Origin of the sequence: Bacillus sp. UMB0893, from assembly GCF_002858905.1 — a bacterium.
Taxonomy (GTDB): domain Bacteria; phylum Bacillota; class Bacilli; order Bacillales; family Bacillaceae; genus Bacillus_P.
The window spans coordinates 119,987-140,161 of sequence record NZ_PKLB01000005.1; the positions used below are offsets into that span (position 1 = coordinate 119,987).

Below are 20,175 nucleotides of genomic sequence, written 5' to 3' on the forward strand. Positions count from 1 at the left end.
CTCACAGCCTTCTGTGCTTCAAGAGTTCTTGAAACAAGAGGTACTCTGCTTCTTTAACAATTTGCTGCTTCTCATCTTCATTAAAAGAAGGAATGTGTTTTCTAAAAACGGCATGCTGCTTAAGCGGCTGAATTGTGTCATCCAAATTCTCAAAGGATTTAATGATGTCCGCTAAATCCGAAAGAAAATGAGAGTCAAGCTGCAGAGAATCTTTGCTGATTGCCGGAACTGATTCATTCAAAATGGATGAGATCCATACAAAATTCCTGCGGTCTGCTTCATCTTCATTCCATTGGTCCATTAAATCAGAAAGAACATTCTCTTCCTGAAGCGTATGATAAAGCTCACTTGTTCCCGATAAGCGAATCGTTAAGACAAGCGGATCATTCTCCCTTCTCATTAGCTCTAATTGCTGATGCAGACTGTCTATCCACTCTTGAAACTCACCCTTAATCTCGACTTCAAGCTCATCCCATTTTACATCTTGCAAAGACTTAAACTGGTAAGACGCACCAGCATCGCTGATCGATACAACGAAGCAGCCTTTATCACCTGTTTCTTTTCTGTTTCTGCCCTGAATATTGCCTGAATAAAGAATGGGCGGCTCATTTTCATGCAAGATTTGCTGTTTATGGATATGGCCTAGAGCCCAATAATCAAACTGCTTTTCCAGCAGCTCACTGATTTGAAACGGAGAGTACACATCATGGTCATGATTTCCTGCTACAGAACCATGAAGCAGACCAATATGATACCCCTCCTTCACTTGCTTGAAGTAATTTGGTGTCATATTTTCATGAACAGCACGCTGCGGATAGCTGTACCCATATAAATGAACAGCTGTTGATTCGTTCTTCAAAAACGTTTTACACTCCACTTTCTTATCAGAAAAGACGTGAACGTTTTCTGGCCATTTAAGATCCAGCCATTTTCCGCTCATATGATCATGATTTCCATGGATGACATATACTTGAATACAATGAAACTCAAGCTGTTCAAATGCTTTTTTAAGCTTCAGCTGGGCTTTCAGACTCCGGTTCTCACCGTCGAATAAATCCCCAGCTAATAATACAAAATCAACCTTTTCCCGGACCGCCAGCTGCACCAAATTTTCCAGAGCTGCAAATGTGCTTTCTTTCAGCCTTTCAAAAATAGGGACAGGCAGCTGCTGCATTCCTGCAAAAGGGCTGTCTATATGTAAATCCGCTGCATGAATGAATGTAATAGGTTCCATTCGTCTTCCTTCCTTTACTTCTCTCTTTCTCTTCATTGTAACACCACAAAAAGGCGAATGCACGTTCTGCTGTAAAAAAGCTAAAAATTCGGGTCGGCTCTTGAAAAATTAGATAAATAAACGTAAAAAACAGAGTTAGATTTCAACTCTGTTTCCCTCAATATTACTGATCCTTTGACATTTGCAATGCTTTTTTGACATCTTTGAATGAGGACGATTTCCCGTACATCAGAACACCGCCTTTATAAACTTTTGCACCTATTACTGCAAGTAAGATAATTGTAATCACTAAAATACCAATCGATAGTCCAATTTCCCAAGCTGGTACGCTTAGCATTCCAACTCTTAAGAACATAATCATCGGCGAAAAAATGGGAATAAAGGATGTAACGGTAATAAAAGGCGCTTCAGGATTTCCTAGTCCGAACATTGCGATAACAAAAGCTCCTGCAATAATAAACGTCAGCGGAGCAATCATTTGCTGTACATCTTCAATTCTGCTGACAAGCGAGCCCAGAAAAGCAGCAAGTGTTGCAAAAATGAAATAGCCGAGGATAAAGAAAACAACTGCATAAACAAGTGTAGCCACCGGTACTTCTGAAAAATTTAAAAATCCGTCTCCCATCGCAGCGAGATTTTCTATATTTCCTTTGATGGAGCTATATCCCACTAGTATAATAAGTCCAAACTGAGTTAAGCTCAGCAGTCCTATTCCAAGCAATTTGGCAAACATTTGCTTGATTGGAGAAACGCTGCTGATCAAAATTTCCATGACCCTTGATGATTTTTCAACGGCTACTTCCATTGCAATCATGCTCGCATATAAGATAACTGAAAAATAGATAATGAACAGCAAAACATAAACGAGGCCCCTGGCCTGATTCAGCTCTTCTTCTGATTTGGCATTTTCCTCAAGTGCAATCTTCTTAAGCTCTGCAGGTGAAAATAACTGATTCAGCTGTTCACTATTTATGCCTAGATTCGCTGTTCCTATAGCCACTTTTGTCTGCTGAAGCGCCTGCTCGAGCGTCCCTGATACACTTGAGTTGGCAATGGAGCTTGCATGATAGGCGGCTTGCGGAAGTCCATCCTCATCATTAGTCAAAATAAGATAACCTTTCAAGTCCTCAGCAAGGACATCCTTTTTCAGCTGTTCTTCCGTTTCCTTTGACTTTTTCAGCTGCAGCTTGTCATCAATGGCTGAAGCATTTTGTTCAAAGAGCGTATAAACATTTTCATCACCAGTTTGATTCATAACTGCAACCTTTGTCGTTTCTTCATCTCCGCCATTGAAGAACTCAATTACATTTTGAAGATTTGTCAGGCCGAAAATTAATAAGAGGGTAATCCCTGTTGTAATTAAGAATGATTTTGTCTTTAATTTGCTCATATATGTATGCCAAAAGATAATCCAAAATTTATTCATATGCCGCGCCCACCTTTTCAATAAAGATATCATTCAGTGATGGCTCTGCAAGTTCAAATTTGCGGACAAATCCTCTGCCATGAAGAGAATCCATGATTTGCTGGGAAACTTCTTCCCCTATTACCTGCAATTCAATGCCTTCAGAAGTGTGCTTATATTTTGTGACTCCATCAAGTTCTTGTAAATAAGACACATCAAAATCAGCATGAACAATCACGTTTTTCTTTCCAAAGGAACGTTTAATATCCTTTAAAGCTCCATGAACGACCGGCTTTCCTCTGTGCATGATGCACAAATGCTGACACAGCTCTTCAACATGCTCCATTCTATGGCTTGAAAACACAATGGACGTACCTCGATTTTTCAAGTCTAATACAGCTTCTTTTAAAAGCTCTACATTGACTGGATCCAATCCGCTGAATGGTTCATCGAGAATCAGAAGCTTTGGACGATGAAGCACAGCCGTAATGAATTGAATCTTTTGCTGATTTCCTTTTGAAAGATCCTCTACCTTCTTATTTGCGTATTCAGGGATCTTAAAGCGTTCAAGCCAATCATTCATTTCCTTTAATACAGCCTGTTTCTCCATTCCTTTTAAACGACCAAGGTATATGAGCTGATCACGTACTTTTACTTTAGGATAAAGACCTCTTTCTTCAGGCAAATAACCGATTGCATCAGTCGCATCATATCCAATTGGTTTCCCGTCCCATGAAATTTGCCCGTCCGATGGATTTAACAGCCCTAAAATCATGCGAAATGTCGTTGTTTTTCCGGCACCATTGGCACCCAGCAGTCCAAACATCTCACTCTCAGGTATCGTTAATGAGAGCTGATCTACTGCGGTATGCGATCCAAATCGTTTCGTAATTCCTTCTAGTTTTAATGTCATCCTGATTCCTCCTGTCCACTTAATGTACGAATTTCGCGATGCAAATGTTTCATTCATTGCAGGAAAAAGACAAGTTTTTGAGAATTACTAGTTATAAGCCTATTAAAAAACGAAACTTTATATGCAAAGGGGGCTATTAAATGGGTGTTTATTATTTAACAGCATTTAATAAAGATGGGGAAAAACTAATGGATGAAAGCTTTGAAGCTGCCAATGATCAAGAAGCAAAAAAAGTTGGAGAGCAAAAGCTTGAAGAGAAAAATTACCTAAAAAAAACGCACCGCTGCACGTCTGAAAGCGGGAAATTGATTTTATTTGAAAGATAATAATGTGAAAGAGGGCATTTCTTTTGTGGAATGTCCTTTTATTTTAATTTTGATTTTTCTTTTTCCACACGCCTCCTATTTCTATTAAAAATAAAGGCGTTTTCGCATTGATTGTTATTTTTTGGTTATAAATTTCACCCGTGGATTTCCGCTGCAGGAACTTGCTTTCCGCTGTAAGGGTTGGGAGCCTCCTCGGCTATGCCTGTGGGGATTCCCCTCTATTTCCCGCTCAGGAGTCAAGTGCCTTCCGCTACAATCCACTAAAGGTTTTAACCATTTCTCTATAAGCAACAAATTTTACGAGAAGAGCCAAAATAAAAAAGCGGTTACAAAAATTGTAACCGCACTTCTTTATTTTCCTGTAAACTGCGGTTTTCTTTTTTCTAAAAACGCATTGATCCCTTCTTGGTGATCCTCAGATTGTCTCATGTTATATTGGGTTTCTTTTTCAAGAGACAGAATTTGTTCAAGTTCTGATTTTTTAACAGCTGTATAAATATTTTTACTTGCAATCATTGCTTTTACAGGCTTCTGCAGCCATTCGCTGACGAGCGATTGGACCCCATCTGTCAAGTCAACGTCGCATACTAAGTCTACAAGACCAAGTTTGTAAGCATCGTCAGCGCTTAGTTTTTCACCGCTCCAGATTAACTGCTTCGCTTTTGCTTCTCCAAGGCGTTTTTCCATGAAAAAGTGTCCGCCCCCATCAGGAACAAGTCCAATGCCAATAAAATTCATCGCAAGCACCGCGCTTGAATGAGCCACAACGTAATCTGCAGCTAGAGCAAGGCTGAAGCCTAAACCTGCCGCTGGTCCGTGAATTGCGCTGACTGTTATCTTAGGCAGGGTATAAAGAGCGGTGATCACCTCTGAAATAAGATCCATAACCCCTGCAAAGCCTGAGTTATCCATTGAGTTCAGCATTGTTTTAATATCCCCGCCTGCTGAAAAGCCTCTTCCGCTCCCCGATAGCACCACAATATCCGCTTCACTTTCTCCTGCCTGCTTAAGTGCCTGAAGCAATTCTTTCAGCATTTGTTCGTTCATCGCATTAAGTACATCCGGACGATTCATTTCAATCGTTGCATATCTTCCGTGTACCGCATATGTAACAGTTTCCATACCCATCCCCCTTATTGATTTAATATCCATCCTCGTATTTATTATAGCTTGTCTGGTCCAGAATTGATATTATTTTCAGATAACTTATTCTACTCGCTCAACGATTGTTGCTGTTGCCATTCCATGACCAATACATATGGTAAGCAGCCCGTATCTGGCACTGCGGCGCTCAAGCTCATTCACTAAACTAGTCATCAGCTTTGCTCCTGTAGCGCCTAAAGGATGACCGAGTGCGATAGCTCCCCCATTCACGTTGACTTTTTCTAAATCAGCACCTACCTCTTTTTGCCAGGCAAGAACAACCGGAGCAAAGGCTTCATTAATTTCAAAAAGATCAATATCATTGACTGTCAGACCGCTTTTTTCCAGTACCTTTTGAGTTGCAGGAATGACGCCTTCAAGCATATATGTAGGATCAGAGCCTACAACTGTTTGCGCTACAATTCTGGCTTTTGCCTTCAAGCCAAGCTCCTTGGCCTTGTTTGCATCCATTAAGAGCACAGCCGCTGCGCCATCACTCATTTGGCTTGCATTCCCAGCAGTGACGACCCCATCTTCCTTAAAAACCGTTTTTAATTTTGCGAGTGCTTCTAGCGATGTGTCAGCACGAGGCCCTTCATCCTGATCAAACATGATTTCTATGCCATCTTTATTCAACCCTTTTAACGGAAGAATTTCAGATTGATAGATTCCTTTCTGAATGGCAGCTAATGCACGCTGATGGCTTCGAAGGGCGAACTCATCAAGCTCCTGTCTTGTAATCTGATGTTTTTCTGCAATCATTTCAGCTGAAATGCCTTGATGAACAAAGTTATATTTTTCATGTAAGCTTGCTGGAATCGTTTCTTCGTTTCCATCGCTTAAAATAGGAATCTTTGTCATGCTTTCTACCCCTGCTGCAATCACGATGTCCATATCTCCGGACTTGATCTCCTGGCATGCAAAATGAATGGCCTGCTGACCTGATCCGCACATTCGGTTAATTTGAACGCCAGGTACGCTGACCGGAAAACCTGCTTCAAGGACAGCAAGCCTTCCAATATTGAAGCCCTGCTCCGCAATTGGGGAAACACAGCCCATGACAACATCTTCCACGAGCTCCTTTGATAAACCAGCTCTTGTCACAACCTCATCCAGCACCGCAGCAGCCAAATGAACGGGATGCGATTCTCTAAAAGCCCCCTTTCTTTTTCCGACAGCGGTTCTTACAGCTTCAACGATTACTACCTCACGTGTCATTTTCTCTCTCCTTCATATGTGTAGAATCCTTTTCCTGTTTTTCTCCCATAATGTCCAGCCTCAACAAGCTTTCTTAATAACTGCGGCGGCAAGAAGCGGTCTCCATATGCTTCTGCCATGCCATTGCTCACAAACAGCATTGTATCGAGTCCGACTAAGTCTGCAAGCTCCAGAGGCCCCATTGGGTAATTCAGGCCAAGCTTCACCGCTTTGTCGATATCCTTTGCACTTGCTATTCCTTCTTCGTATATGCGGATACATTCGAGCATATGGGCTGACAGTGCTCTTGTCGTAACGAAACCTTGAGCATCTTTTACTAAAACCGTCTCTTTTCCGATTTCTTCTGATAACAGCCTGATTGCTTCTATTGTTTGATCAGACGTATCAATTCCCTTCACGATTTCAATCAGCTTCATAACAGGGGCTGGATTAAACCAGTGCATGCCAATCACCTGATCTGGCCTTGATGTTGCTGCAGCAATGGCTGTTACACTTAGTTCAGACGTGTTTGTAGCCAGAATCACTTCTTTTCCTGTCAGTTCATCAAGTTCTTGAAACATCTTCTTCTTCAGCTCTAAGTTTTCAGGAATGGCCTCAACGACAAGTTCAGCTGACTGAACGGCTTCAGAAAGATCCGTATAGGTATGAATGTTAGATGCCGCTTTTGATTTTGCTTCTTCAGATAAATGACCGGCTTTTACAAATCTGGACAAACTCTTATCAATCCCGTATTGTGCCTTCTCCAAAGCCTTTTCCGAAACATCGTATAGAAAAACAGTTTTTCCTGCGGCTGCAAAGGTTTGGGCGATGCCGCTGCCCATTAACCCAGAACCGATCACGGCTATTTTATGAATAGTCATTAAAGGGTTCCTCCTCATTATGCAAGATCTAAGTTTTTCACAATTATCGTTTTCATGATTTCATTTGTGCCGGCGTAAATGGCTGAAACCGGAATATCACGATATCGTCTGGCTATCTCGAATTCTTCCATATAGCCATAACCGCCATGCAGCTGCATGACCTCAGATGCGACCTTTTTTGCCATATCCGTAATCCAATATTTAGCCATGGAAACGCGTGTCACAGCGTTTTTCCCTGACATATGCTCGGTAATGACAGAGTCTAAAAATGTCCGGCCAATCTCAATTTCCGTTGCCATTTCTGCTAATCGGAACTGGACGGTTTGAAAATCGCTGATTGATTTTCCAAAAGCTTTCCTTTGCTTTGTATATTGTTTGGCAATCGTAAGCATTCTTTCTGCAGAAGTCTGTGCTCCAATCGCAACGAGCAAGCGTTCCTGCTGCAGCTTATCCATTAAATAATAGAACCCTTTTCCTTCTTCTCCTAATAGATTGGCAGCAGGCACTTTTGCATCCTCAAAAATAAGCTCTGCTGTATCCTGAGCATGCAGGCCAACTTTTTCAAGCTTTCTTCCTCTCTTAAAACCTGGTGTGTCCCTTTCAACAACTATCAGGCTGATCCCCTTATGTGCCGGCTGTGCCTTTGGATCGGTTTTGCATACGACTACAATTAAGTCAGAGGAGATTCCGTTCGTAATGAACGTTTTCTCCCCGTTTAGCACATAGTAGTCTCCTTGTTTAATAGCTGTTGTTTTAATGGCAGAGAGATCTGAGCCCGCACCAGGCTCAGTCATTGCGATAGCTGTAATCGTTTCTCCCGTTACACAAGTCGGCAAAAATCTCTGTTTCAATTCTTCCGAGCCATAGGAATCAAAATACGGCACTACAATATCATTATGAAGGCTTATGCCTATTAAACTTGAGCCCACTTTTTCAAGTTCCTCGTTTATAATGACGGAATATGCAAAGTCTACTCCTGATCCGCCATATTTTTCATCAGTCCATGGGCAGAGAAAGCCTTGCTCTCCCATTTTGATCCACAGCTCCCGCGGAATCATTCCGGCTTTTTCCCACTGATCGTAGTATGGTACTGCTTCTTTTTGAAGAAATTTTCTTAGTGCTTCACGAAATATCTGGTGCTCATCTTGCAAGTATGCTGCAGGCATATAATTCAGGCCCCCTTTTTATGCGCTTGGCTGTTCTGCGAGTTTTTCCCTCAATAAAAATTTCTGTATTTTTCCGCTTGCGTTTCTAGGCAATGCATCAACAAAGTGATACGTTCGAGGTCTTTTATAAGGAGCAAGCTTATCACTCGTTTTACAGAATTCCTCAAGGTCTTCTTCCGTTAAATTCAAATCCTTTCTTACAATAAATGCTGTTACGCACTCTCCCCATTTCTCGTGCGGCTGTCCTAAAACAGCAGCATCCAAAACCCCTGAATGCTCAAATAAAACATCCTCTACTTCTCGCGGATACACATTTTCTCCGCCGCTTATGATCATGTCATCTACACGGTCTGCCACATATAAAAAGCCGTCATTGTCCAGGTATCCTAAATCGCCTGAATGGTACCAGCCCTTGTACAGCGCTTTTTCAGACGCTTCTTTCATGTTGAAATAACCTGCCATCATACATGGCCCTTTTACAATAATTTCTCCAACCTGACCAGGCGGCATAATATCATCAGGCTCCGATGGTCCGTCTTCATTAGGCTTTACAATCCGCAGCTCATGCCCGTAGCATACTTTCCCAGCAGAGCCTACCTTTGTCAGCTGCTCATCCTCTGACAAAAACGTTACAGCAGGACCCATCTCAGTCATCCCATATGCCTGAATAAGATCTGTTCCAAGCTTTTCTTTGCACAGTTTGACAAGGGCCGGTGCCATTGGCGCTGCCCCATATAACCCTAAACGCAAGGATGTCAGATTATAGTTTTCTATCTTTTCTTGAAGCATCATGTTCCACATCGTTGGCGCTCCGAAGAAAACCGTAATTTTTTCCTCTTCAATTAGCTGAAGAACAAGCTCCGGCTCAAAGTGATGCAGGATGACATTGCTCCCGCCGACCTGAACACGCGGAAGGAAACAGCAATGAAGCTCAGCACAGTGAAACATTGGCGCAGCTACCAATCCCCGGTCATCCTTTGTCAGCCTTTTTGAAGCAATACAAACATGATTTTGCTCAATCATATCGCGGTGACGATGAAGAACTCCTTTAGGCCTTCCAGTCGTACCGCTCGTATACATGATGGCATATAAATCATTTTCAGTTACTTCAATTTCTTCAAGTTTATTTTTCATATGCTTCACATTATCATGATAGCTTGATGCGTATGAAGGCGGTTCACTGTCTATAAACCAGAAGGAGATCTGATCAAATTGGGATTGAATTTCACTTATTTGAGGCTCAAGCACCCGTTCGAAAAGGACGATGGAAGGCTTTGCATCATTTAAAATATAAGCGACCTCCTGTGCTTTCAGCCTGAAGTTGATTGGATTGATGACTGCACCGATTTTGGCACTTGCAAAATAAGCGGTTGCGAGCTCAATCGTATTAAAAAGATACGTTGAAATACGGTCTCCTTTTTTTATGCCCGCTTCTAAAAAAGCATTTGCAAGCTTATTCACTTCCTTCTGCCAATCGGCATATGATAAGCGAATCCCCCTGCGGACATCGTAAATAGCTTCTTTTGATGGGTATTTCTCAGCAGCCAAATCAAAAGTCTTTCCAATTGTTAAATACACAGAAACTCCTCCTTTAGATAGAAAGCGTTTACAAAAAAATAAGATGATAGTCTTACCTTTTAAATGAATCCTTTATAAACATTCATCATTTTTCTGAAAATTCCTTCATCTCATCTGAAATCTTTCATTAGAAGATTATGTAAAATGTCATTGATGATAATTGACCAAAGAAAAAAGACCCTAAATTTAAGGACTTTAATGGAATAACTAAAATGTAGACTAAATCATACACACCAGTCGGTTCCTTGTTACCATAAATCTCTTAATCGGCTTGAAATCGTTTAAGAGCATTTTCTGTAAACAGTTTGAATTCATCTTCTTCTCTATTGTCCCATGATGTATAGCCCAAAGAAGCTAATTGATGAGGACCTTTACTTGTTATCCTTTATCACCGCGTTTAAGATTCACATGAAGACTTCCTTCATTTGATAATAATGTATTTGGTTTTAATTTTAGTTTGAAAGTATCCACAAGACCTTTCACGATTGCAATAGCTGCTTTCTAACGATAAGCATCAGATTTTAAGAGTGCTGCTGATTTTTTATTCGCCATAAATCCACCTTCAACCAAAACAGAAGGGACATGGTTAGATTCTTTTGTCATGTAGTGCTTACCCTTTTTAACTCCACGGTTCGTTCTATTGGTTTCTCTAATATACTTTTGTTCGGCACCTCTTTGGCCTTTCTCTTTTTCCAGTTCTGTTTTTTCCGGCATCTGAACCATTGTAAATCCCAGACGAAATGAGAAAAAATTTGGGCGGGAATCCTTATTTTATTGAATTAGGTGAATGATTTGACTTGAGTCCTCTGATAATGGGGTCTATTTTTATTTATTGAACAAATCTATTATCTTCTTCTAGAACGGATGATTAATAATGTTCCTTCTTCCTGATCATCTTCATATTTATCATAATCATGCTTTTTAGATTCTTTTTTCTTTTTCTTCTCTTCATGGTAGATATTTTTACTTTCTTCTATTTGTCGTTTTTCCTCTTTCAATTGATTTCGTTCTTTCGTTTCTTTTTCTTGTTTCTCCTTTTTTATCTTTATATCTTTATTAGATTCTTTTTTCTTTTTCTTCTCTTCATGGTAGTTATTTTTACTTTCTTCTATTTGTCGTTTTTCCTCTTTCAATTGATTTCGTTCTTTCGTTTCTTTTTCTTGCTTCTCCTTTTTTATCTTTTTATCTTTATTTGATTCTTTTTTCTTTTTATCTTCTTCCTTTTCTTTATTAGATTCTTTTTTCTTTTTATCTTCTTCCTTTTCTTTATTAGATACTTTTTTCTTTTTATCTTCTTCCTTTTCTTTATTAGATTCTTTTTTCTTTTTATCTTCTTCCTTTTTTATATTAGATACCTTTTTTGATTTGTCGTCTGTTTTTTCCGGTTCTGTCTTCTTTTTAATAATTTGTATTGCCGAACCGATCATTCGTTCTAGAGGTATATGCTCGGTAAGGGAACTGAGATTAAACTCCGTCTTAGCCGGCGAGGTCTTCTCCAAGTCTTCTTTCCCTTCATCCTTATCCTGATTTTCTAGTTTCTCTAACTCTTTTTGGATATACCGTTTCCACTCCAAATCGCCCTCCTGATTTGCAACTGTCGAAAGTGCTTCTTCATCTGCGACCGGATTAGAATCAGTTTTCCTCTGATCTTCTTTCCCTTCATCCTTTACCTGATTTTCTGGTTTCTCTAACTCTTTTTGGATAAACCGCTTCCACTCCAAATCGCCCACCTGTTCCGCAACTGACGAAAGTGCTTCTTCATCTGCGGCCGGATTAGAATCAGATTTCCTCGGAATATAATCCATTGATTGGGAACCTCCTTTTATATGTTTGATGACTCTCTATTTGATGACACTTTATATGTTTATGTGAGTTACCGAATCTGGATTGGGCTGAAGCGGAATTCACCGAATTATAGTCCATTACCCATATGATCTGGGATATTTATTCATATACTGAACTATTCTGAACTATTCTTATAAGGAAGGAGTGAAAGGAGAATGAAAACAAGTAACACGGATTTTGGGGATAAAATTTTATTCATTCTGGGTATGACTTTTTGCGGCGTGTTTGTTTTCGTACTAGTGGTGGGCGTTATCGTTGCATTGTTTACATCTAGGGACGGCAAGAAACGAACGGGAACGATTGATTCCGTTCCGATGCAGGATGACGAGGTTGCGATCGCTTTGAAAGCCGAATCAGACGAGGAAAGGCTGGCTAAAAGCGATTCAGTTTCATGATGAAATGGCAGAAGGAAATGCAGACTCCATTTGGAAAGCAAACCGCTTCACCCCAGGATACTGCGTCCGTATGCTCCGCAATTCCGCAGCTTCCCTTTTACCCGATCGATCCTTGTTTCCTGTGGTAACAGCCAGTGAAGACTAAATCCATCCTTACTTGAGTGGGAACTACGTCAACCGGGCAGTCTTGATAAAGACACTTATTATAGAATGATCTACGAACTTGGTGAAGCGTATAACGGGTCGATCGTTTTCAGGAGCGGAGTATTGCAGTAGTATGTTGAACGAGGAAAGAGTTGAGAATGGCTAAATGCAGTATCGTAAGGAGGTGAAACAGTTGTTTAGGGAAAATCAAGAGTTTTCGAGATTTTTTCGCGAAATCAATCGGGGATTTAGATACTTTGTCGCTAATTACACGACGGCGGTCAAAAACGGAGCAGACGTAGCCGAGCAAGAAATCATTGAAGCTGTAGAAGATCGTGATCAACCCCTCGATATCGTTGCAGGAAAATTATTCGTTGCCCTAAAGAAGGGTGTACAATCTGCTGGTGAACAAATGGTCGTTGCCGGATTCGATATCTTCGAACAAATGAAAGCAAAATCGAGAAAAAAATAAGGAAGCAGTCAGCATATTATTCACTGCTGAGGCCTGCATAAAAGCAATGGCTGACTCTAAGGGATGCGTTTCTTTCTGAAGAGCCAGCCATTGATCAGTTACACTTCTTTTTAGAACCTTATTCTTCTTTGTTCGATTGCTCTTTCGTCATCCCTTGCTGTAAACGGTGTCCGATGATGCTCGGATGGAAATATTCGAGCATCTGAATCCCCGGATTATGTCCGAAATAAATGAAGTATCTTTTGTAAGGCACCTTATTTTGCAGATTAGGAAAGTGGATCTTGATCGGCCGCCCGAAAAGATCGACCGTTTCCGCTTCGTTCATGAATCCGGAGTCGGCCACCTTTCGGAATGTACGCATTCCGAGTGAGCTTATTGCTTTTCCAATTCCCTCTTGTCGATGCGCAATTTTCTCGAATAAAGCGGGAGGTACATGCTTAGAATTTACAAGTGCAATGTTATGTGACACGACAAATCGACTTTTCTCGCCGATCAAAACCGATTCTCGAATATAGTACGGACCTCCCGAGAATTCACCCATCAGGTTTGCATCCTCTCCACCTATTTGTTCTTGCCGGATCACATGTACAATCATTTTCTCGTTCAACAGCATTTCTAGCAAATCCGTTGTCCGCCCATCCGTTACTAATAGAAAGTCGAATATCAATCCTTGTAAAACATCCGACGCCTTTCGCTCAAACTGCGAGTCTATCATACTCTCACCTCCATCAGACAATTGTGCGCGACTCTCTTCAACAGTTACCTGAAAATTGTTAATGATACAAACCGGAAGCGCAGAGCCCCTTCCAGAACGTATGAAACTCATCAATGTTGACTTGCTGCTTCGCGTCGGAGAGAGCGGCCGGGGGATTCGGGTGTACCTCAACCATAATCCCGTCGGCCCCAGCGGCAAGCGCTGCCTTTGCACAAGGCAGCAGAATATCTTTCCGCCCGGTAGAATGAGTGACATCCACTAGAACTGGAAGATGGGTCTCCTGCTTTAAGATTGGAATAGCGGAAATATCAAGCGTATTGCGAGTCGCTTTCTCGAAAGTGCGTATACCGCGTTCCATTAACATGACCTGGTCATTCCCATGATGCAGAATATATTCTGCTGCGAGAATAAACTCCTCCAAAGTAGCTGATAAGCCGCGTTTCAGCAGTATAGGCTTCTTCGTTTGCCCGACAGCTTTCAGCAGTTCGAAGTTCTGCATGTTGCGCGCGCCTATTTGAAAGATATCGATATAACGGGCGGCTGTATCGATTTGAGTGGGACTCATAATTTCGCTGATAGTCACTAATCCGAATTCATCCGCCACATCCTTCATAATTTTTAATCCCTCTTCACCGAGCCCTTGAAAATCGTAAGGAGAAGTTCTCGGTTTGAATGCCCCTCCGCGTAAGACCGTTAAGCCGGCTTTCTTTAAAGCGGAAGCAACCGTTACGAGCTGATCTCTCGATTCGACCGAGCAGGGACCTGCGATCAGCATATGCGAAGAACCACCGATTTCCGATTGCTTAATATTAATAATCGTATCCTCGCTTTTATTGTGGCGGCTTACGAGAAGTGGAGATTTCTCTTGTTGCAATTTATCGCTCATGATGAACAATCCTTTCTTTCAGTCAAATTAATTGGAATCTTCCTATCCAATTATCGTTATGCTTTCTATTCGCCATTACTTCGCTTTTTGATATATACAGGCTTTATCGATGGAATGTTACTCATGAGATCTGCACGATCGAGCAACGTTGTGATTTCAACGGTGACCGGCACTTGAAGTTGAGAAGATAATCGAGAACGGACATTTTCCTCCGACCATTTCCCGGAATCATGCGAATCTAGTAAAAAGTGCAGCCCCTCCTCCTGCTCTAGCACCTTCCAAGCATCAGGAGCAGGAGACAACGAATATACGGCTTCCTGAATATCCATTGCGTCTAGGACGGTGTTTCCAAAACGGATTCGATCCTTGCTTCTGCCGTAATGAACCAGCTTGGCTCCAGCCCGGCCGCAATCGCATAAACAGGGCTCTACAGAGATAATGTCTTCATTAAAGTATCGCAGCAGAGGAGAACCCTGATGGGAAAGCGTCGTGATTGCCGCAAACCCTCTTTCTCCATAAGCGACGGGGCTTGAACCATCCTCATTCAGTACTTCTACGACAAAATCTTGCTCTACGATATGCATTGTGCCATGCTCGCACATTGTAGCGATATTGGCAGTTTCCGTCGAACCGTACATATTAAATACAGGCACGCTCCACAGCTTTTCTATATGCTCCCTGCGCTTGTCGCTCATTAGTTCACCTGCGACGCATATCGCGCGCAGAGCCGGAAAGTCCTTGCTCGGCTCAGAACCGCCGAGACGAGCCGCTTCGGCCAGCAGTTCCATCTCACGCGGGAGTCCCGCTAGCACAGTGGCAGAAAGATGTTTCATCAGACTTAACACTCTGGGGTAAGGGGTAACTACAGTACGTCCGCTTGCGGGAACGACCCCGGCTCCTGTCTGCCAAGCTGCATGCTGCATTAAGAATGCAGGCAGTGACATTGCGTAAGGAAAGCGGATCAGCACCAGATCTTCAGACGTCAAATGCACACCGCATTCCTTCAATTGTCTTCCGCCAATGATCAAATCTTTTTGCGTAAACCAGGCAGCAGATGGCTCCCCGGTTGTGCCGGTCGATTCGTGGTATTGAGCGATTTCCTTCATATCGACTGCGAGATGCCCGAAGATGCCGGCTTTCCGCAGATCTCCCTTTGTCGTTAACGGAAGTGTCTGGATGTGATTCAATCCAATACCGACTAAAGCAAAGTCCGATAATTTACTCTTGTAAAGAGGAGATTTTAGAATACGCACATACATCTCCTGAAACTTTCGCGCCCTCTCTTTATCGATGTCGCTCATTAAGGCAACCTCCTCTCTCGTTTTTTATTTATAGCTAATTGAATACTCTGGTCGCTTTGCCGAACGTTCGAGGAATATCGTGTCTGATTACGACTTCGCAATGTATCCCAATCCGATCAGCCATATGCTTTTGAATTTTTGCCGCCAATTGCTCGTCACTTAGCTTCGTCCGAAACTTCTCGGCTTCGATTGTGAGCTCTCCTTGATCCAGCTTAAGATGATACCATAAACCTACTTCGGGAATCTCCATGAGAAAGTGCTCGATCAAGAATGGAGAATAGTCTTCGGTGCCGAGGCGCAGCATGTGCTCCATTCGGCCTCTCAGATGCAAAACGTCCATTGTGATTCCGCAATCGCATTTTGATTTTTGCAAGTTGCCAAGATCCCCGGTCCGGTAGCGTACCATCGGCATTCCTTCACGCAGCAGCGTCGTCACAACGATTTCCCCCGTCCGGCCGTATGGAAGCACTTCTTCTGAAACCGGATCAATGATTTCGACTTTCACATGCCCTTCCATGACGTGATACCCTTTATGCTTACTGCATTCTACACCGACACCTCCGCACTCGGTTGAGCCGTAGAAGAACGAGACTTCGCATCCCCACCACTTTTCCAGCCGTTCGCGGAAGGTGGAGGAGCATCCTTCGCCGGTAAGCCAAATTTTCTTCAGGCGAATATCTTCACCAATTTTTATACCGAACTTCTCGCTTTCTTCTGCTAGAAGTGCTGCGTAAGAAGGGGTTGTAGTAAGGACCGTGGCTTGAAATTCCTTCATTAATTCCAACGACTTATCGATCGGAGCCATGTAACCGCCTTTGCCAAGCGATAGAACCGCCGTACCAAACGCAAATTGAAATAATCGCTGAAATCCAAGGCCGGGCAGCGCAAATTCATAAGGCAGCGCAATTGCCGCGACATCATCGTCCGACTCCTTAAACAGCTCCAAATACTTCGGCAGCAGATCGTATACATATTGATCAGCTAATGTGTAAGAGGTATATATTGGCTTACCTGATGTGCCGCTAGTTAGGTGCACTTGGCCTATTTCTTTTGAATCGACGCATAATATCTTTTGCTTATCACCTCTAATGACATCTTTCTTCAGCATCGGTACGGAAGCTAATTGTTCTAGACTATCGATTTTAGGCTCTGTGAAGCCTGCCTCTTCCAGCGTCGAACGGTAGTATTTATTTCGGTTCCACACATGAGCAAGAGTAGCGTTAACAGCTTTTAACTGATAATCTGCTTTTTTTTGATGAGGAAGGATTTCAATGGTTTTTCCTTCATCATCCAATTGCTTATAAAATTCCTTGAATTGTTCTAGATGGGATGAATGTTCGTCAATGGAAACTGTCATCTTATGAGTTTGAAACTTCATCTAAATCCTCCATTCATAGTACTCTTAGAATCTACGCGGTCTAAACTGCATGTACCAATGGCAATGAGATAGTACAACATCCTACAGCCACCTGAAGCCTAATATCGATTGTGGCGGTCCCAACGGATAACTTTCATTGTGTCTCTTGGAGTTATAGAAATGTAAAGCAGTACAGGATCTGCGCAACGAAATCTCCTACCGCTTGCTTATCGGTTTCTAAAACGGTCTCTTGTGGATTAGGATTCATAAGGATAGGATATACCGGTAAATTCCAAGGATTTCACCTGATTTGACCTTTTTTAAAGACCTTTAGATTCGCGTCTTTCGCATTCGCAGAGCGAACACGTCACATAAATTTTTATAAAATCATCTTCAATAAGTAAAGAACGAGTGAGGGCACGGTCTGTGCGAAAAGGCGTAACCAATCCCGCATCTATAAACAACTTTGCAACCTCAGATATACTGCGAATTGTTTCCTTGGACAGTTTTGATCCATCTCTATTAATTTCTTGCTTCAATCTTTTTTGCTGCGTTTCCGTTTATCTTTAACCTGCTTCTCTTCCATTTTTTTTTTGCCAGCTTCTCTTCTCTTTTTTTTGCCAACCTTCTCTTCTCTTTTTTTTGTTTTTTCTGCTTTTTTCTCTTCTTTATTTAGCTTTCCATCATTCATGTTCTCCACTCCTTCCTATACTCTTTATGAAATGCACGGAAAGTCAGACTTGATTCGGACAAAAACACATTTTTAAAAATGTGAGTATTCCACCCAAACCGTTCATAAAAACCATACATATCGTAACTAGAACAAATCGGTTTTTTAAGGAGGGGGTTGATCCGTGTTGTTATTCGGATTGGAGAATGATCAAGATTTTGAATATCTCAATACACGTCTTCTAATAAGCTGTCCAGCCAGTGGTTCAGATCAGGGTGGACTATTTTTATTAGACTTTAACAATAACGCTTTGGAGAAGCCGGATTTTTCGATGGGAGGAGGAAATTGAAATGGAAAAAAACGACACTCATATGAAGCAATTCGAGGAAGGAAAAAGGGTTCTTATGATGGCCATAGACGGAGATAAAAATGCAGTGAAAATCGCATTTGAGATTTTCTTAAAGCTTCGCGAAGCCGAGCCCGACAATGCACTTATTGAAGCCTATTACGGCAGCGTTCTTGTGCTATTAGGACGAGATGCTGATCAGCCTCTAGAAAAAGCGGATAAAGCGCAAGAAGGACTGGATTCATTGAATCAAGCAATTTCCATGGACCCGAACCAGACGGAAATTCGGCTGATGCGTGCGAAAGTATGTCTGCGCCTGCCAGAGGCCTTCTTCCATTGCTCACAGACGGCGATCGAAGACTTCTCCTTCCTGCTGGATCGTTATAAAGAAGATCCCAGTTTCCTTACTACTGAGCAAGTCAGGGGAATTATGGAGGATCTAGGTGCTGCTTACCAAAATGCAGGAAAATTGAGCGAAGCGAATGAAGTATTGCAACAATTAACCCAGTTGAATAGACAATTGGAGAATGTAAGTGAGAAGGATATCGAGATTTTACTTAAGCAAGTTATTCCACTACACAAGGACCCCGTGGAAGGAAATGAAAAGGCCGCCGTTCAAGAGAAAAAAAACGACACCCATATGGAGCAATTCGAGGAAGGAAAAAGGGTTCTTATGAAAGGCGCAGACGGAGATAAAAATGCGGTGAAAATCGCCTATGAGATTTTCTTAGAACTTCGCAAAACCGAGCCCGACAATGCTCTTATTGAAGCCTATTACGGCAGCACACTTGCGCTATTAGCACGAGATGCTGTTCAGCCTCTGGAAAAAGCGGATAAAGCGCAAGAAGGACTAGATTCATTGAATCAAGCAATTGCTATGGATCCCAACCAGAAGGAAATTCGGTTGTTGCGTGCGAAAGTATGTCTGCGACTTCCAGAGTCCTTCTTCCATTGCTCACAGACAGCAATCGAAGATCTCTCCTTCCTGCTGGATCGTTATAAAGAAAATTCCAGTTACCTTACTAATGAGCAAGTCAGGAAAATTAAGGAGGATCTAAGTACTGCTTACCAAAATGCAGGAAAATTCAGCGAAGCGAATGAAGTATTGCAACGAACACCCCAGTTGAATAGACAAGTGGAGAATGGAAGCGAGAAGGATATCGAGATTTTTCTGGAGCAGGTTGTTCCGCTGCACAAGAATGCCTTGGGAGGCAATAAAAAAGCCGTTCAAGACATGAAGCAGTTGGTGGAACGGGCGAGATCCGACTATCCGGAACACCCGCTTGTGGAGGCATACAATGGCATCACCATGATGTTGATCGCTCGTGATAAGACATCACCGTTGGGAAGATTGAGGGGGGCGAAAGCAGGACTAAAGATTCTTGATGAAGCGGTAAGTGCCGCCCCTCAGGATAGCAGGATCCGGCTCCTGCGAGGCAGGGCCTCATATAGGTTGCCTGAACAGCATTTCCAACTGGCCCAAACGGTGATTGAAGATTACACCTTTCTCATCGATCGGGAAATGCATGAAGAAGGCTTCCTTGAGACCGAAAATTACTTGCAGCTTATCTACGAACTTGGCGAGGTATACTGCCGGATCGGTCGAAATCAGGCTGCGGCTATGTGCTGGAAAAGGCTGATGAACGAAACGCAGAATCCTCATTTTCTGCATCTCCTCAAGCTAAAGCTTAAGTCTTTGGAAGGAAAACCAGCTGTTGAGCATATACTGATCCCCGAGAGCCTCACATCAAATTTGCTAAGAAGGACCGTTCGTGCCGCCGGGAGTGAGATCCTAAGCTGGGCGGAGCAGCAAAAGAAAGAAGAAACTCCTCGCAAACTCAATCAGAAGAAAAAGCGCTAGTCCATGCTGCAACAGGCCATAGGGAGGGAAAGCTACTTTTGAAAGGAGGTGACACGCATGTCAAAAGATGCTCTTAAGAAGACCGTTAAAAAAATAGGGGAACAATCCGTGCCTATCATTGCAACTGCTTTGATCACCGGTGCTACCCGGGTCAGCAATGAAATGAATGATGCGGTGAGTGAATCGGTGAATGATGAAAATCAGTCTCCTAAAGTCCTATTGGGAAAAATCGCTTCTACCCTGAGGAGTGGTGCCATAGCAGCCGGAAAAGATATGATGACGAATGGGTTAGAGAGTATTAAGAAAAACCAGGCATAACCCGCCCGGTCCTTTGTCATGA

21 protein-coding genes and 1 pseudogene are annotated in these 20,175 nt (G+C 42.4%); 6 read left to right on the forward strand and 16 right to left on the reverse strand.

From position 1 onward, the window contains the following. Position 1: 1 nt before the first annotated feature. From CYJ36_RS12390 to CYJ36_RS12400, 3 genes are all read right to left on the reverse strand, one after another. Entirely contained in the window at positions 2-1,234 is a 1,233-nt protein-coding gene (locus CYJ36_RS12390) for a metallophosphoesterase family protein (protein WP_180850270.1), read from the reverse strand. A 163-nt stretch (positions 1,235-1,397) separates the two neighbouring features. Continuing rightward, the gene (locus CYJ36_RS12395) at positions 1,398-2,660 is read right to left on the reverse strand and encodes an ABC transporter permease (RefSeq protein ID WP_101567593.1); all 1,263 of its coding nucleotides are present in this window, start codon (positions 2,658-2,660) and stop codon (positions 1,398-1,400) included. Beyond that, positions 2,653-3,552 carry an ABC transporter ATP-binding protein gene (locus tag CYJ36_RS12400; protein WP_101567594.1) on the reverse strand — a complete coding sequence of 300 codons (900 nt, stop codon included), beginning with the start codon at positions 3,550-3,552 and terminating at the stop codon, positions 2,653-2,655. The genes CYJ36_RS12395 and CYJ36_RS12400 overlap by 8 nt, the downstream gene beginning before the upstream one ends. Positions 3,553-3,692: 140 nt before the next feature. On the opposite strand from CYJ36_RS12400, the gene CYJ36_RS12405 reads away from it, so the two are divergent. Next, a complete protein-coding gene (locus tag CYJ36_RS12405; protein WP_101567595.1) occupies positions 3,693-3,878 on the forward strand; it encodes a YhzD family protein in 186 nt (61 codons plus the stop codon). Positions 3,879-4,229: 351 nt separating this feature from the next. On the opposite strand, the gene CYJ36_RS12410 is transcribed toward CYJ36_RS12405, so the two are convergent. The 7 genes from CYJ36_RS12410 to CYJ36_RS23390 all read right to left on the reverse strand — a co-directional run bounded on the left by CYJ36_RS12410 (position 4,230) and on the right by CYJ36_RS23390 (position 11,648). Then, positions 4,230-5,030 carry an enoyl-CoA hydratase gene (locus tag CYJ36_RS12410; protein ID WP_142382707.1) on the reverse strand — a complete coding sequence of 267 codons (801 nt, stop codon included), beginning with the start codon at positions 5,028-5,030 and terminating at the stop codon, positions 4,230-4,232. Between the two features lie 54 nt (positions 5,031-5,084). Next, on the reverse strand, positions 5,085-6,239 hold the full coding sequence (locus CYJ36_RS12415) for a thiolase family protein (protein ID WP_101567597.1): 1,155 nt from the start codon (positions 6,237-6,239) through the stop codon (positions 5,085-5,087). After that, positions 6,236-7,099, reverse strand: a complete 864-nt coding sequence (locus CYJ36_RS12420; protein WP_101567598.1) for a 3-hydroxyacyl-CoA dehydrogenase family protein — start codon at positions 7,097-7,099, stop codon at positions 6,236-6,238. Before CYJ36_RS12420 ends, CYJ36_RS12415 begins: the two co-directional genes overlap by 4 nt. A 17-nt stretch (positions 7,100-7,116) precedes the next feature. Further along, positions 7,117-8,265, reverse strand: coding sequence for an acyl-CoA dehydrogenase family protein (locus CYJ36_RS12425; protein WP_101567599.1), 1,149 nt, complete (start codon positions 8,263-8,265; stop codon positions 7,117-7,119). 18 nt (positions 8,266-8,283) lie between these two features. Then, positions 8,284-9,843: a fatty acid--CoA ligase gene (locus tag CYJ36_RS12430; protein WP_101567600.1), complete on the reverse strand. Its 1,560-nt coding sequence runs from the start codon at positions 9,841-9,843 to the stop codon at positions 8,284-8,286. 501 nt (positions 9,844-10,344) lie between these two features. Then, complete coding sequence (locus CYJ36_RS12435) at positions 10,345-10,566, reverse strand: N-acetylmuramoyl-L-alanine amidase (RefSeq protein WP_101567601.1); 222 nt, start codon at positions 10,564-10,566, stop codon at positions 10,345-10,347. 122 nt (positions 10,567-10,688) lie between these two features. Beyond that, complete coding sequence (locus tag CYJ36_RS23390; protein ID WP_142382708.1) at positions 10,689-11,648, reverse strand: hypothetical protein; 960 nt, start codon at positions 11,646-11,648, stop codon at positions 10,689-10,691. 195 nt (positions 11,649-11,843) lie between these two features. On the opposite strand from CYJ36_RS23390, the gene CYJ36_RS12450 reads away from it, so the two are divergent. From CYJ36_RS12450 to CYJ36_RS12455, 3 genes are all read left to right on the forward strand, one after another. Further along, positions 11,844-12,083, forward strand: a complete 240-nt coding sequence (locus CYJ36_RS12450; protein ID WP_101567603.1) for a hypothetical protein — start codon at positions 11,844-11,846, stop codon at positions 12,081-12,083. 4 nt (positions 12,084-12,087) lie between these two features. Next, positions 12,088-12,228, forward strand: a complete 141-nt coding sequence (locus CYJ36_RS24080) for a hypothetical protein (RefSeq protein WP_219621098.1) — start codon at positions 12,088-12,090, stop codon at positions 12,226-12,228. Positions 12,229-12,420: 192 nt separating this feature from the next. Then, positions 12,421-12,699, forward strand: coding sequence for a hypothetical protein (locus CYJ36_RS12455; protein WP_101567604.1), 279 nt, complete (start codon positions 12,421-12,423; stop codon positions 12,697-12,699). 118 nt (positions 12,700-12,817) lie between these two features. Here the strand turns inward: CYJ36_RS12455 and CYJ36_RS12460 are convergent, their stop codons facing one another. From CYJ36_RS12460 to CYJ36_RS23630, 6 genes and pseudogenes are all read right to left on the reverse strand, one after another. Then, a complete protein-coding gene (locus CYJ36_RS12460) occupies positions 12,818-13,414 on the reverse strand; it encodes a 4-hydroxybenzoate synthetase (protein WP_101567605.1) in 597 nt (198 codons plus the stop codon). A 58-nt stretch (positions 13,415-13,472) separates the two neighbouring features. Further along, positions 13,473-14,315, reverse strand: a pseudogene (locus CYJ36_RS12465) (bifunctional 3-deoxy-7-phosphoheptulonate synthase/chorismate mutase); the annotation flags it as partial. Positions 14,316-14,365: 50 nt separating this feature from the next. Beyond that, a complete protein-coding gene (locus tag CYJ36_RS12470; RefSeq protein ID WP_101567607.1) occupies positions 14,366-15,601 on the reverse strand; it encodes a phenylacetate--CoA ligase family protein in 1,236 nt (411 codons plus the stop codon). 34 nt (positions 15,602-15,635) lie between these two features. After that, the gene (locus CYJ36_RS12475; RefSeq protein ID WP_101567608.1) at positions 15,636-16,979 is read right to left on the reverse strand and encodes a phenylacetate--CoA ligase family protein; all 1,344 of its coding nucleotides are present in this window, start codon (positions 16,977-16,979) and stop codon (positions 15,636-15,638) included. A gap of 299 nt (positions 16,980-17,278) precedes the next feature. Further along, on the reverse strand, positions 17,279-17,497 hold the full coding sequence (locus CYJ36_RS24815) for an adenylyl-sulfate kinase (protein ID WP_101567609.1): 219 nt from the start codon (positions 17,495-17,497) through the stop codon (positions 17,279-17,281). Continuing rightward, positions 17,494-17,649 carry a hypothetical protein gene (locus tag CYJ36_RS23630; RefSeq protein WP_180850274.1) on the reverse strand — a complete coding sequence of 52 codons (156 nt, stop codon included), beginning with the start codon at positions 17,647-17,649 and terminating at the stop codon, positions 17,494-17,496. Before CYJ36_RS23630 ends, CYJ36_RS24815 begins: the two co-directional genes overlap by 4 nt. Before the next feature lie 329 nt (positions 17,650-17,978). Here CYJ36_RS23630 and CYJ36_RS24400 point away from each other — a divergent pair, with 329 nt between their 5' ends. Then, positions 17,979-19,835, forward strand: a complete 1,857-nt coding sequence (locus CYJ36_RS24400; protein WP_257962466.1) for a tetratricopeptide repeat protein — start codon at positions 17,979-17,981, stop codon at positions 19,833-19,835. A 57-nt stretch (positions 19,836-19,892) separates the two neighbouring features. Continuing rightward, entirely contained in the window at positions 19,893-20,153 is a 261-nt protein-coding gene (locus CYJ36_RS12500) for a hypothetical protein (protein WP_101567610.1), read from the forward strand. The last annotated feature ends 22 nt before the right edge of the window (positions 20,154-20,175 follow it).